Annotated in this window: 8 protein-coding genes; 3 read left to right on the top strand and 5 right to left on the bottom strand. The window is 64.5% G+C overall.

What is annotated here, in order from left to right:
• Positions 1-73: 73 nt before the first annotated feature.
• Together glmS and glmU are read right to left on the bottom strand one after the other, a co-directional pair.
• Entirely contained in the window at positions 74-1903 is a 1830-nt protein-coding gene (gene glmS / locus KP004_RS20785; RefSeq protein WP_216800298.1) for a glutamine--fructose-6-phosphate transaminase (isomerizing), read from the bottom strand.
• A gap of 86 nt (positions 1904-1989) precedes the next feature.
• Positions 1990-3363, bottom strand: coding sequence for a bifunctional UDP-N-acetylglucosamine diphosphorylase/glucosamine-1-phosphate N-acetyltransferase GlmU (gene glmU, locus KP004_RS20780; protein WP_216800296.1), 1374 nt, complete (start codon positions 3361-3363; stop codon positions 1990-1992).
• 152 nt (positions 3364-3515) lie between these two features.
• On the opposite strand from glmU, the gene KP004_RS20775 reads away from it, so the two are divergent.
• The 3 genes from KP004_RS20775 to KP004_RS20765 all read left to right on the top strand — a co-directional run bounded on the left by KP004_RS20775 (position 3516) and on the right by KP004_RS20765 (position 8171).
• Positions 3516-4070, top strand: coding sequence for an MXAN_5187 C-terminal domain-containing protein (locus KP004_RS20775; protein ID WP_216800295.1), 555 nt, complete (start codon positions 3516-3518; stop codon positions 4068-4070).
• Positions 4067-5926: a B12-binding domain-containing radical SAM protein gene (locus tag KP004_RS20770; protein ID WP_216800294.1), complete on the top strand. Its 1860-nt coding sequence runs from the start codon at positions 4067-4069 to the stop codon at positions 5924-5926. Before KP004_RS20775 ends, KP004_RS20770 begins: the two co-directional genes overlap by 4 nt.
• Before the next feature lie 394 nt (positions 5927-6320).
• Positions 6321-8171, top strand: a complete 1851-nt coding sequence (locus KP004_RS20765; protein WP_216800292.1) for a cytochrome c3 family protein — start codon at positions 6321-6323, stop codon at positions 8169-8171.
• A 201-nt stretch (positions 8172-8372) separates the two neighbouring features.
• On the opposite strand, the gene priA is transcribed toward KP004_RS20765, so the two are convergent.
• From priA to KP004_RS20750, 3 genes are all read right to left on the bottom strand, one after another.
• A complete protein-coding gene (gene priA / locus KP004_RS20760; RefSeq protein ID WP_216800291.1) occupies positions 8373-10631 on the bottom strand; it encodes a replication restart helicase PriA in 2259 nt (752 codons plus the stop codon).
• A gap of 157 nt (positions 10632-10788) precedes the next feature.
• Positions 10789-11976: an FprA family A-type flavoprotein gene (locus tag KP004_RS20755; protein WP_216800289.1), complete on the bottom strand. Its 1188-nt coding sequence runs from the start codon at positions 11974-11976 to the stop codon at positions 10789-10791.
• 144 nt (positions 11977-12120) lie between these two features.
• Positions 12121-13461, bottom strand: coding sequence for a DEAD/DEAH box helicase (locus tag KP004_RS20750; RefSeq protein WP_216800288.1), 1341 nt, complete (start codon positions 13459-13461; stop codon positions 12121-12123).
• Positions 13462-13587 lie beyond the last annotated feature (126 nt).

Here is a 13587-nt window from a genome sequence, read left to right as displayed (position 1 = left end):
CTCCGTCGCCGAGCACAAAAAAGGGGAGACAGCCTAAGCTGTCTCCCCTTCTTGCTTTCACTGCGGCACAGTCCTATTCGACGGTGACGCTCTTGGCCAGGTTCCTGGGCTGGTCGACGTCGGTCCCTTTCAGGACGGCGACGTGATAGGCCAGGAGCTGCATCGGGATGGAGATGATGATCGGCATCACTTCCTCGCCGTCCTCCGGGATCTCCAGGGCGACCTCGACCTTGTCGGCCACCTCGGCATCCCCCTTGGAGCAGACCGCGATGACGCGGCCGCCACGGGCGATGACTTCTTCCATGTTGGAGAAGACCTTCTCGTAGGTCGCCCCCTTGGGCACCAGGACCACGACGGGCATGTGCTCGTCGATGAGGGCGATGGGACCGTGCTTCATCTCGCCGGCGGCGTACCCTTCGGCGTGGATGTAGGAGATCTCCTTCAGCTTGAGCGCGCCTTCCAGGGCGATCGGGTAGTTCATGCCGCGGCCAAGGTAGAGGAAATCGCGGGCGGTAAGATAATTCCTCGCCACCTTTTCCACCTGCTCGTTCAGTTTCAGGGCCTCTTCCATCAGTGCCGGGACGCGCACGATGGCGGAGATGAGCTTTCTCCCCTGCTCCTGGTCCATCCTGCCGCGGGAGCGCCCGAGCCGGATGGTGAAGAGATACAGGGCGATCAACTGGGTCACGAACGCCTTGGTGGAGGCGACGCCGATTTCCGGACCGGCATGGGTGTAGATGACGCCGTCGGCCTCGCGGGCGATGGAGGAGTCAACCACGTTGCAGATGGCGACGCACTTGCCGCCGCGACGCCTGGACTCGCGCATGGCGGCCAGGGTGTCGGCGGTCTCGCCGGACTGGGAGATCAGCATCACCAGGGTGTTCTCGTCGACGACCGGGTTGCGATAGCGGAACTCCGAAGCGATGTCCACCTCGACCGGGACGCGGCAGTGCTCCTCGATCAGGAACTTGCCCACCAACGCTGCGTGCCACGAGGTCCCGCAGGCGATGATGCAGATGCGGCTGATCCCCTGCAGGTCGGCATCGGTGAGGGCCAGATCCTCGAGGTAGACGTCGCCCTGCTCCTCGCGCAGGCGCCCGGCGATGGTGTCGCGCACGGCGCGGGGCTGCTCGAAGATCTCCTTGAGCATGAAGTGCTTGTAGCCCCCCTTCTCGGCCATGTGGGCGGACCAGTCGATGTGACGCGGGGTCTTCTCGATCGGTGTCCCGTCGACCTTGCTGAAGCTGGCGGAGCCCCCTTTGAAGACGACCATCTCGCCGTCTTCCATGAAGATCATGGAACGGGTATGGGAGAGGATGGCGGGGATGTCGGAGGCGACGTAGAATTCACCTTCGCCGAGGCCGACCACCATGGGGGAGCCGAGCTTGGCGGCGATCATCAGGTCGGGATCGTTTTCGCTGACGATGCAGACGGCGTAGGCGCCCTTGAGCAGCGCCAGCGCCTCGCGCACGGCCTGTTCGAAAGAGCCGCAGCTTTTCAGGCGCTGGTCGATCAGGTGCGAGATGACCTCGGTGTCGGTCTCGCTCTTGAAGATGTGCCCCTGCGCCTTCAGCTCTTCGCGCAACTGCAGGTAGTTCTCGATGATGCCGTTGTGCACCACGACGATCGGGCCGGCCTGGTGCGGGTGGGCGTTGATCTCGGAGGGACGGCCGTGGGTGGCCCAGCGGGTGTGGCCGATGCCGACCGTGCCGTTGACCGGGCTGGCCGCCAGGAGCTTCTCCAGGTTGGAAAGCTTCCCTTCGCTACGCCTGATGCTCGCCTTGCCATCGCTGATGGTGCAGATGCCGGCCGAATCGTAGCCACGATATTCGAGCCTTCTCAGCCCTTCAATAATGATGGAGGTGGCTTCCTGCCGCCCCGTGAATCCAACGATACCGCACATGTATGACTCCGTTTAATCGATTTGTTAATTAACAATGGGCGTACCCAAGACGGTACAGGATACCATCTTGGCGGGGCCCGCAACAGTTATTTTTTCCTGAGGGTCCACCCTTCCTTGTTCACCTGGGGGGAGCGGGCGATAGCCAGGGAATCGGCGGGGACGTCCTTGGTGACGGTGGTGCCCGCCGCGATCAGGGAGTTCTTCCCGACCGTCACCGGGGCCACCAGTTGCACGTCGCTCCCCACGAAGACGCCGTCCTCGATCACGGTCTTGTGCTTTCTGACGCCGTCGTAGTTGCAGGTGATGGTGCCGCAGCCGATGTTGACGTCGCGCCCGATGGTCGCGTCCCCGAGGTAGGTGAGGTGGGAGGCCTTGGAGCCCTCCCCCATGAAGGCCTTCTTGGTCTCGACGAAGTTGCCGATCTTCACCTGCGCCGAGAGCTCGGTGCCGGGACGCAAGTGCGCCATCGGGCCGATGGCTGCTTCCGGACCGACCACGGAATCCTCCAGCACGCTCCCCGCCTTGACCGCCACGTCGTCGGCGATCCGGCAGTCCTCGATCAGCGCGTTCTGGCCGATCTTGCAGCGCTCGCCGATCACCGTGTTCCCCTTGATGACGGCGCCTGGGTAGACCACGCTGTCGCGGCCGATCGTGACGCCACGATCGATGTAGACCACGGCGGGGTCGATCATGGTGACGCCGGAGAGCATCAGCTCCCGGTTGATGCGCCGACGCAGCACCGCCGCCGCGTCGGCCATCTGGGCGCGGTCGTTCACGCCGGAGATCTCCAGGGGGTCGGCAACCGGGTAGCTGCGGCAGTCGAGCCCGCGGGCGTTGGCCTGGCGCACCACGTCGGTCAGGTAGTATTCCTTCTGGGCATTGTCGTTGTCGAGCTTGTCGACCGCCTCGGCGAGGAAGGCGCGGTCGACGCAGTACACGCCGGCATTGACCTCCCGGATCAGGCGCTCCGCCTCGCTGGCATCCTTCTGCTCGGTGATGGCGACCACCTTGCCGTCCGAACTCTTGACGATACGGCCGTAGCCGAAGGGGTCATCCAGGGTGGCGGTCATGACGGTCACGCAGGCCTTGCTCCGTTCGTGGGCGTCGAGCATGCCGCGCAGACTGTCGGCGGTGAGCAGCGGAGTGTCTCCGCAGAGGATGAGCACGGTTTCGGCATCGGCTTCGATCTCGGGCATGGCGCAGCGCACGGCGTGCCCGGTGCCGAGCTGCTCGGCCTGCAGCGCGAAGCCTATCTCGGCACGCCCGGCGAAATATTCGCGCACTTTCTCCTGCTGGTGCCCCACCACCAGGACGCAACGCTTAACCCCCGCGGCGAATGCGGCGGCAACGGGCCATTCTATCATCGGTGGGCCGGCCACCTGGTGCATCACCTTGACCAGGTTCGACTTCATCCTGGTTCCCATGCCGGCTGCCAGCACTATTGCGGATATCTTCTTCATCGTAGTCCCCCTTGCGCTGAGCAAATTGCTCTTTTTTAACAATAATGCCTGGTCAGGTCAAGCTGTTTCACTCCCGCCCCGCGCGCCGCCCATGCGCTTTTTATCGTTTACTAAACCGCAACTTACCGTTATAGTCCTGCAGTGGAGGTTTCATGGGCGTCGCCGAGGACATAGCCAAGCTTGAGCTTGACCTGCGCGAACTGGTGATCAAGTACGAGCAGTACTTCTTCGGAATCGAGAAGAGGGAGCCGCTGCGTCTGCTCGACGCCGTGGAGCGGGCGGTCAGGCGCTACCAGAACGTGAGCATCCCCAACACCAGCCAGCGGTTCAAATATGATTCCCTGGTGGCCACGCTGAGCGTGCACAAGCAGAAGTGGACCCGCACCAACCGCCTCATCGAGGAGGGGAAGTTCCAGAGAGACCGCTTCAGGATGTCGCTGCACCAGGCCCAAAAGGCCCAGGACAAGAAGCCCCAGCCCGCTGCCGCTTCCCACGAAACACAGATCGATTCCGTGTTCCAGCAGTACGTCAACGCGCGCCTGGCCTGCAACCTCCCGGTGGACAACATCACCAAGGAAAAGGTCGCCGAGGCGATCAACCGGCAAAAGCCCGCCCTGATGCAGAAGTACGGTTGCCGCGACGTCGATTTCGTCGTGGTGATCGAGGGGGGCAAGCCCTCCCTGAAGGCCCGCCCGAAGACTTCATGAAAATAACACTTGTCGCTATCCATCCCCACCCGTCCCCGCAAGCGGTACCGCTGGCCTGCGCGTTTTTGCAGGAAGCGCTCCTCGCGGACCAGGCGCTGCAGGGGTCGCTCCAGACCGCCATCGCCGAGTTCTTCCTGCAGGACGATGCCGCCCGCTGCGCCCGCGAGATAGCCCGGACCACACCCGAGCTGGTCGCCTTCTCCGTCTACGTCTGGAGCCGCGACCATGCCGTGGCCGTGGCCCGGGAGTTGCGCATGCTTTTGCCCGACGCGATCCTGTGCGCCGGCGGCGCGGAACCTACCGCCAACCCCGCCGGCCTGCTGGACGAGGGGGTGTTCGACTTCATCGTCCGCGGTGAGGGCGAAGGGACCCTGGTGCAGGCGGTCCGCCGGATCGCAGCCGGCGGCGCGCCGGCGGGTATTGCCGGTATCGTGCTCCCCGGGGATGCTGCGGCGCCTCTCCCCTCCCCGCTCGACCTCGATTCCCTACCGTCGCCGTACCTGTCCGGGCGGCTCGACCCGACCGTCCCCGGGGGCGCGCTCTGGCAACTCTCGCGCGGCTGCGACTTCGCCTGCTCCTTCTGTTTCGACCACAAGGGCAGCGGAGGGGTGCGCCGCTTCGCCATGGAGCGCGTCGAGGCCGAACTGCGCCTGTTCGCGCGGCTCCAGGTCCCCCAGGTCTTCGTGCTCGACTCCACCTTCAATAAGGACGCCAGGCGGGCCAAGGAAATCCTGCGCCTGATCCGGAAGGTGGCCCCGGGTATCCACTTCCACTTCGAGGTGCGCAGCGAGTTCATCGACGCCGAGATGGCGGAGCTGTTCGCCTCGATCACCTGCTCGCTGCAGATCGGCCTGCAAAGCGCCGACGCCGCCGTCCTGCGCGCCGTGGGGCGCGGCTTCGACCGGGACGACTTCGTCAATCGCGCGTTCCTCCTGAACCAGAGCGGCGCCATCTTCGGCTTCGACCTGATCTACGGTCTCCCGGGCGACACGCCCGAACTGTTCCGGTCCTCGCTCGACTTCGCCCTTTCGCTCTACCCGAACCACCTGGACATCTTCCCCCTGGCCGTTCTGCCCGGAACGAGGCTGTACGGCAAGGCGCAGGCGCTGGGGGTGCAGCACCTGGAGGCCCCCCCGTACACGGTGGTCGCCACCCCCGGCTATACCCCGGAGCAGTTGAGCCGGGCCGGCAGACTCGCCGCCGCCTGTGACGTCTTCTACAGCCGGGGCAAGGCCGTCGCGTGGTTCAACTCGGTGGTCGAGGCCCTGAGGCTGACGCCGAGCGCATTCCTCGCCGCCTTCGCCGATTTCCTTGGGGAGCGCGGGGAAGCGGACATCGCCGAGGAGGAGATCTGGGGGCTGCAGAGAAGGTTCCTGGAGCAGATATTCAGGGAAAGGAAGAAAGCGAAGCTCCTCCCCTTGGCGCTCGACCTCGCCGACTACCATCACCACTACGCCTCGGCGCTGATGGCTGCCCCGCCGACGCCCCCCACGCCGAAACAGCTGCGCCGCCTCGACCCGCTGCAGCTGCCGCTGGCGCTCGCCGCCAGCACCACACTGGCGCGCTTCAGCTACGAGGTTCTGGAGATCCTGGACGCAGGCGAACCCGACCTGGCCGAGTTCTGTGCCTGTTTCAATGCGACCGGCTCCTGCGCCCTCATCTACCCTGCGCACGGCGAGGTCTGCACCGAGTCGGTTTCCCCTCCCTATTTCGAGCTACTGCTGGCACTGGACGGGAAACAAAGCGCCAGAACCCTCTGCCGCAGCACCGGGCTCTCGGAAGAAGAGGCCCGCGAATTCCTGAGCTTCGCCCTCGCCGAAGGGATAGTTGAGCCCGTCGCGCGCCTTCACGTTTAATGGGATCTCTTTACTCCCATTGGCCGCTACCGTAGCATCTCCCGCCCTCGCACGATCCGTATACACTACCCTCACTCATTTTTACTTGTGACCGCGCAATGGCAGATATTGTGTTTACTTCATAAATGCACTGTCAGTAACTTTTTGAACCAGACATAAATTTTGCGGTAAGTCAAACAGTTGCGCCGTTTTGGTTAGCCTATTTACACTTTTTCATCTGTGCTAAAAGGACTGACTGCGACAGCGAAAAAGGGAGACGGACAGGTTGTATCCTGCTTATTAATTGGCGCTTTTTCAGTTGATTTATGAAGCCGCGCGTATTAAAGTAGGCGCCGTTGCGAGCGCCCCAATAGATTAAAGCGTTCTAAAACGATCCTAAATACAGGAGATTACAATGGTTCAAGTCTTCACACGCCTCATCCCGCTGCTACTGCTGCTAGCACTAGCCCGGCCCGGTTTCGCCGCTCAGGGCCTGGCCATCGACCCGGCAACCTGCCTGGGCTGCCACGGCAACAAGATTTCCGCCGAGGCAATGGCCAACTCCGTACACGGCAAAAACGGTTGCACCAGCTGCCACATCGAGATCGTCGAACTCGCCAAGCACATGAAGGGCGAGATCAAGGTTGGCAAAGTCCAGTGCGTTCGCTGCCACAAGAAGGAAGCGGCCGAGCACGCCAAGAGTATCCACAGCGAGAAGGGCATCGGGTGCGCACAGTGCCACACCGACATGCACAGCCACACCTACTGGAACAAGGACAAACGTAGGGTCCTCGTCAAGTGCACCCAGTGCCACAAGGACGAGCGCGGCTTCACCCAGTCGGTACACGGCAAGGGCGTACTCGCCGGGAACCAGGATTCGGCGGCTTGCAACGACTGCCACAACCTGCACGAGATCAAAGCGCTGGGCGATCCCAACTCGCACTCCAACCGCGAGTTCCACACCAAGGTCTGCCTGCGCTGCCACGCCGACGAGAAACTTGTCGAGCGCAACCACATCTCCGAAGTCGCCGTCAAGAGCTACATGGAGAGCTACCACGGCAAGAACTACCGCCTGGGCTACCCGGAAAAGGTCGCCGGCTGCGCCGACTGCCACACCGCGCACGCCATCCTGCCTTCCAAGGACCCGAAGTCCTCGGTCAACCCGGCTAACCTGGTCCAGACCTGCTCCAAGTGCCACAGCAAGGGGAGCCAGCTCTTCACCAAGTTCTACGCCCACGGCGAGCACAACGACCGCGAGAAGTATCCCATCCTGTTCTACACCTTCATCGCGATGACCGGCCTGCTGGTCGGTACCTTCACCGTGTTCTGGATTCACACCCTGCTCTGGATGATCCGCGGCTTCGTGGAGAACCGTGAGAAGGCTGCAGCTCTGGAAGAGGGCATCATCCTGCACCACGTACCCGACGGGCACAAGCAGTACCGCCGCTTCAGAAGGGTCCACGTGTTCATGCACCTGCTGGTCATCATCAGCTTCCTCGGCCTCTCCCTCACCGGTCTGCCGCTTAAGTTCAGCGACCAGGTCTGGGCCAAGTTCCTGATGGATCTCTACGGCGGGGCACCCAACGCAGGCTTCTTCCACAGGGTCTGCGCAGGCATCACCTTCGTCTACTTCGCCATGGCGCTGTTCATGAGCGTACACTTCCTGCTCATCAGGAAGGACATCAAGGGCAACTTCTTCCAGAGGCTCTTCGGACCCGACTCCCTCTGCCCGAACCTGCGCGACATCACCGACGTGATCGGCATGGTACGCTGGTTCTTCTTCAAAGGGCCGAAGCCGGCCTTCGAGAGATGGACCTACTGGGAGAAATTCGACTTCATCGCGGTCTTCTGGGGTATGTTCGCCATCGGCGGCTCCGGCCTGATGCTCTGGTTCCCCGAGTTCTTCGGCATGTTCCTGCCGGGCTGGGCCTTCAACGTGGCCACCATCATCCACTCTGACGAGGCGCTCTTGGCGACCGGCTTCATCTTCTCGGTCCACTTCTTCAACACCCACGGGCGTCCGGAGAAGTTCCCGATGGACTTCGTCATCTTCAACGGCCAGATGTCCAAGCACGAGTTCGTCGAAGAGCGTGGCGATCAGTGGGCCCGTTACGAGAAGGAAGGGATCACCGAGAAGTTCGCGGCCAAGAAATCTTCCGGCATCTTCTACGACTTCTGCCTGAAGACCTTCGGCTTCACCGCGCTGTTCATCGGCATCTCGCTGCTGATGCTGATGATCTACGCCTTCATGCACCCGCACCACTAGGCGGCTGCTGAACCAGCAACAAAAAGGGCCTCCCGATTCGGGAGGCCCTTTTTTTGTTCAAGCTGTCGTTTAAAATGCTCTCCCCCTCCCCTTGCGGGAGGGGGTTAGGGGGTGGGGGAAGGTGCCACCATTGCCATACTACTTGCGGCTTCACCCACCACCCTGCCCCCTCCCGTCAAGGGAGGGGGAGAGGGAGGAGAGTTACAGCATATCCACCGGGTCCACGTCGATGGTGAGGCGGACGGTGGAGGGGTGGCTGAAGCGGCTCCGGAAATGAAAGAGGAGCCGGTGCAGGTCGGCCCGCTCCACCCCCTTCAACAGTATCTGCCAGCGAAACCGCCCCCGCACCTTGCCCAAGGGAGCCGTGACCGGACCCAGCACTTCCACCCGGAGCCGCGCCTCGCGCTTGATCCTGCGCAGGACCGCCGCCGCCTCATCGGCCGCGTGCTCCCCCTGCCCCGCCGCCACCGCCGAAAAGGTCAGCGCCGCCAGGTGCGCAAAGGGAGGGTAGCCGACCTCCTCACGGAAGGCGATCTCCTCCCGGTAAAAGCCCAGGTAGTCGTGCGCCACGGCATGGGTGAGCGCGTAGTGCTCCGGCGCCAGCGTCTGCACCAGCACCCGCCCCGGCTTGTCGCCGCGCCCGGCCCGCCCCATCACCTGGGTCACCAGCTGGAAGGTGCGCTCGGCACTGCGGAAGTCGGGAAGATTCAACGAGGCGTCGGCCGAGAGCACGCCGACCAGGGTCACCCCCGGGAAGTCGTGTCCCTTGGCGATCATCTGGGTGCCGATCAGGATGTCGACCGTCCCTTCCTCCAGCTCCTTCAGGACCCGGGCGTGCCCCCCCTTGCCCCGGGTGGAATCGCGATCCATGCGGGACACCCGCGCGTCGGGAAGAAGCTTCTGCACCTGGTCCTCGACCCGCTCGGTGCCGCGCCCCAGAAGCGTGATGGCGCCGCTTTGGCAGTCGGGACAGGTGCTCGGCGGGAGCATGGTGAAGTCGCAGTAGTGACAGACGTGCTTCCCCTTGATGCGGTGGTAGGTGAGGGTCACGGCGCAGTTGGGGCAGCGCAGCACGTGTCCGCAGGTCTCGCAGACGAGGTAGGTGGCGAAGCCGCGCCGGTTCAAAAAGAGCAGAGTCTGGCCGCCGGCGTCCAGGTTCTCCCCCATGGCCTCGACCAGTTCGGGGAGGAAGATCTCCCCCTTGTGGTTGCGCGCGTCCAGCATCCTCGTCTCCGGCATGGGGAGGTCGCGCACCCGGTCCGGGAGGCTCAGGTATCCGAGCCGGCCGGTCTGGGCGGCGTGGTAGCTCGTTACCAGCGGCGTCGCCGAGCCCAGGAGCACCAAGGCCTTGGCGAGCTTGCCGCGGACCAGCGCCAGGTCGCGTGCGTTGTAGCGCACCCCCTCGGACTGCTTGTAGCTCCCCTCGTGCTCCTCGTCGACCACGATCACCCCGATTCCTTCCAGCGGCGCGAACAGGGCGGAGCGGGCGCCGATGACGATGGTTGCCTCGCCGCGCCGGATGCGGCGCCATTCGTCGAAGCGCTCCCCGTCGGAGAGCCCGGAGTGCAAAACGGCGATGCCGCAGTCGAAGCGACGCTTGAAGCGTCCCACCAGCTGAGGGGTGAGGGCGATCTCGGGGACCAGTACCAGTGCGCTCCTGCCGGCGTCGAGCGCCACCGCGATGGACTGCAGGTACACCTCGGTCTTGCCGCTGCCGGTGACGCCGTGCAGCAGAAAGGGCGCGAACTCGCCGGCAGCGAGCGCGGCCGACACCTTGCACAGGGCCTCGGCCTGGGCGGGGTTCAAAGGGAGTGGACCGTCGTGGCCGTACTCCTTCGCCTTGAAGGGGTCGCGGTACACCTCGCGCTGGGAAAGACGTGCAGCACCCAGTTCCACCAGGCGCCCCAATTGGGCGGTGCAGGGGCCGAAGCGCTCCCTGAGCTTCGGGCCGGAACACTCGCCGACCTCCAGCAGGTACTCAAGGATCTCCAGCCCCTTGCCCCGGGGGCGCGCCGTACAGTCGGGGTCCGCGGTGTAGACCCGCTCGGTGCGCACGCTCTTGCCGCCGGCCAGGTACTCCTTGAGCACCGGGGTGCCGTCCTCGGACTGCTCGCAGCGGTAGCGGCTCACCAGGTTGATCCCGGCCGGGAGCGCCATCTTGATCACCTCGCCCAACGGGTGCAGGTAATAGCCGGCGATCCAGCGGTAGAAATCGAGCTCGGCCGCGGTGAACAGGGGCTCCTCGTCGAGGATCTCGAGCACTTCCTTCAACTCGCCCGCGCCGGGCGCGTCGGCATCGCCCAAAAGGTAGCCGGTGACCTTGCGCCTCCCGAACGGGACGAGGACGCGCTTGCCGGCCTGGACCGCGGATGACAGACGCTCGGGCACCAGGTAGTGGAAGCTTCCCTCCAGGGGGAGCGGGATGGCGACCTCTACGATGTGCTGGCTGGTTGTCTGCATGGGATTGGGAGTGGTACCCCTCCCCCCGGAGGGGGGAGGTCGGGAGGGGGGAAGAAGGGTATCAGGACGCTGCGCGCCCCCTCCCTGTCCCTCCCCCTCCGGGGGTGGGAACGCTACGGGAGAGTTCTGCCTGCTGCCGCGTCCTGAGACGATCCTTCTACTTTTTGAGAACCTCTTCGGCCACGGCGCGCCCCAGGGCCTCGCACTCGGCGAGGATTTCGGGCTTGGGCATGAAGGGAGAGCGGACCAGCGCCACCGGGAGTTTGAAGTTCATGCTCTTCAGCCTCTCCTCGGCCATGCGGCACGCCTCACCGGACCAGCCGTAGCTGCCGAAGACGCCGCCGATGTTCCCTTTCAGGCTCACGGTGGAGAGGTAGGCAAGGACGTCCCACATCGGCTTGGGGATGTCGCGGTTGATGGTCGGGGTGCCGAAGATGAGACCGTCGCACTCCTCCATGAGGTCGCGGATATCCGCCACCGAGGCGTGGTTGATGTGGCAAAGAGTGACGTGGACACCGGCCTCGCCGGCGCCCTTGGCCACCGCCTCGGCCATCTGCTCGGTGTTGCCGTGCGGGGAGATGTAGAAGATGGCGACGCGGCGCCCGGCGGCTTTGGGCTGGGACCACTTCTGGTACAGCTCCACCGCCTTCCTGGCGTCGCTGCGATACACCGGGCCGTGGCTCGGGCAGAGCATCTTCAGCTCGATGCCGTCCAGCTTCGCCACCGCCTGCAGGATGCGCTCCTTGAAGGGACGCATGATGCAGTCGAAGTAGAAGCGGGTTTCACCGGAGAAATCGGGGCACTCGTCGGCGAAGAGCCCTTCCGGGGAATAGTGCGAGCCGAAGGCGTCGCAGGAGAAAAGCACCTGGTCCTCTTCGAGCAGGGTGAACATGGTATCCGGCCAGTGCAGAAACGGCGCGGCGATGAAGCGCAGCGTGCGTCCGCCCAGGTCGATCTGGTCGTTGTCCTTGACGATGCGGGACTCGAAGGGAAGGTGGATCTGGTTCCCCAGGAAGGTGCGCGCGGCCTGGCTGGAGACCACCGTCGCCTTCGGGCAGTGTTTCAGGAGCTGGGACAGGGAACCGGAGTGGTCCGGCTCGGAGTGGTTCACGACGATGTAGTCGACCTCGGCCGGATCGACGATGGAACGGATCTTCTCCAGGTATTCGTCGAAGCGCTTGGCCTTCACGGTATCGATGATGGCGATGTGGGACTGGCCCTGCACCAGGTAGGAGTTGTAGGTGGTGCCGTACTGGGTGGGAAAGAGATCGTCGAAGACGGTGAGGCTGGGGTCCTTGACCCCGATCCAGTGGAGACCCTTTCCAAGTTCAACTGCTGCGGACATCTGCTACCCCCTGTCGTATCTCTCATGGCGGTCGACGCTGCCGACCGACGCTCAGTCGCAAGCGGCCCCCGCGGCGGGACGCCGGGGGGCCGTATACACAGTTGCAAACGATACCAAAACCAACGACTTAAAGCAAGGAAAAGGCTAGTTTCCCGCCCCGCCCCTGCCGCGGCGGTACTCGACCACCGGCTGGGCATCGCGACGGCCGGCGCCCTGTCCCGGGCGCGCGCTCTGGCCGGGGCGCCCACCCTGGGACGGGCGTCCCTTGGGAGCGAAACCCTTCTTGCGCGGGTCGAATCCGGGGCGTCCCTTGCGTGCGCCGGGGCCGCCGTTGTTCCTTCTCAGCGGACGGGTCGGCTCGAGCCCCTCGATCACGTGCTGGGGGAGCGGCTTGCCGGTCAGACGCTCGATGCGGTCCAGGTAGGCAACCTCGTTCATGGAGCAAAACGAGATGGCGATCCCGGTGGCGCCGGCGCGGCCGGTCCGGCCGATCCTGTGCACGTAGTCCTCGGCGAACTTGGGGAGGTCGTAGTTGATCACGTGGCTGATGCCGGAGACGTCCAGACCGCGGGCAGCGACGTCGGTGGCGACCAGAAGGCGCACCTTGCCGCGACGCATGTTGGAGATGGTCTTGTTACGAGCACCCTGGGACATGTCGCCGTGCAGCGCCGCGGCCGCATGCCCCTGCGAGTAGAGCTCGAAGGCGAGCTGGTCGGCGTCCTTCTTGGTAGCCGAGAAGATGATCGCCTTGGTCACGCTGGCGTCGGAGACCAGGTGCTGCAGCAGGCGGTTCTTGTGGCGCATGTCGTCGGCCACGTGCAGGCGCTGCTCGATGGAAAGGTTGGTGACCTGCTTCACGTCCACCGCGACGCGGACCGGGTCCTTCAAGAGGCGCTGGGCCAGCTTCGCCATGGCGTCGTCCATGGTGGCGGTGAACAAAAGGGTCTGGCGCTCGGTCGGGGCCGCGGCGGCGATCCTGTCCACGTCCTCGGAGAAGCCCATGTCCAGCATGCGGTCGGCCTCGTCCAGGACCAGCATCTCCAGGCGCGAGAAGTTGATGGTGCGGCGGTCCAGGTGATCGATCAGGCGCCCCGGGGTGGCAACGATGATGTCGACCGGGCTGGACAGCAGCATCATCTGGTCGCGGTAGGGCATGCCCCCCAGGATGGAGCCGCAGCGCACCCGCATGAACTTGCCGTAGGTCCTCACCGCGTCCACCACCTGGATGGCCAACTCGCGGGTCGGGGTCAGCACCAGGATGCGCGGCCCCTTGCCGCGTACCGGCGACGGGACCAGGAGACGCTCCAGGGCGGGGAGGACGAAGGACGCCGTCTTCCCGGTGCCGGTCTGGGCGCTGCCGATCAGGTCGCGGCCGGAGAGGGCCAGCGGGATCGACTCGGCCTGGATCGGGGTCGGCTCGGTGTAGCCGCAGGCGTTGATTGCTTTGAGGAGAGGGGCGGAGAGGTTCAGTGATTCAAAAGACATGCGTTTCCTTTACGTACCCTCGCGGCAAAGCAGGGCCACGCTGCATCCCGGGAATCCCCACGGGACGAAAGCGGCTGCTGCGCCGGAAGGCGGTGAAATGTGGGGCGTGCCAAACCCGCCGCGACA

Origin of the sequence: Geomonas oryzisoli (assembly GCF_018986915.1) — a bacterium.
GTDB classification, from domain to species: domain Bacteria; phylum Desulfobacterota; class Desulfuromonadia; order Geobacterales; family Geobacteraceae; genus Geomonas; species Geomonas oryzisoli.
Note: the sequence above shows the minus strand (reverse complement) of the source record. Positions and strands in the feature narration are given on the sequence as shown.

Bases quoted from the DNA above. Each gene is read 5' to 3' on its own strand.
- glmS (WP_216800298.1), bottom strand. From the start codon at position 1,903: ATGTGCGGTATCGTTGGATTCACGGGGCGGCAGGAAGCCACCTCCATC.
- priA (WP_216800291.1), bottom strand. From the start codon at position 10,631: ATGCAGACAACCAGCCAGCACATCGTAGAGGTCGCCATCCCGCTCCCC.
- KP004_RS20750 (WP_216800288.1), bottom strand. From the start codon at position 13,461: ATGTCTTTTGAATCACTGAACCTCTCCGCCCCTCTCCTCAAAGCAATC.
- KP004_RS20770 (WP_216800294.1), top strand. From the start codon at position 4,067: ATGAAAATAACACTTGTCGCTATCCATCCCCACCCGTCCCCGCAAGCG.
- KP004_RS20755 (WP_216800289.1), bottom strand. From the start codon at position 11,976: ATGTCCGCAGCAGTTGAACTTGGAAAGGGTCTCCACTGGATCGGGGTC.
- glmU (WP_216800296.1), bottom strand. From the start codon at position 3,363: ATGAAGAAGATATCCGCAATAGTGCTGGCAGCCGGCATGGGAACCAGG.
- KP004_RS20775 (WP_216800295.1), top strand. From the start codon at position 3,516: ATGGGCGTCGCCGAGGACATAGCCAAGCTTGAGCTTGACCTGCGCGAA.
- KP004_RS20765 (WP_216800292.1), top strand. From the start codon at position 6,321: ATGGTTCAAGTCTTCACACGCCTCATCCCGCTGCTACTGCTGCTAGCA.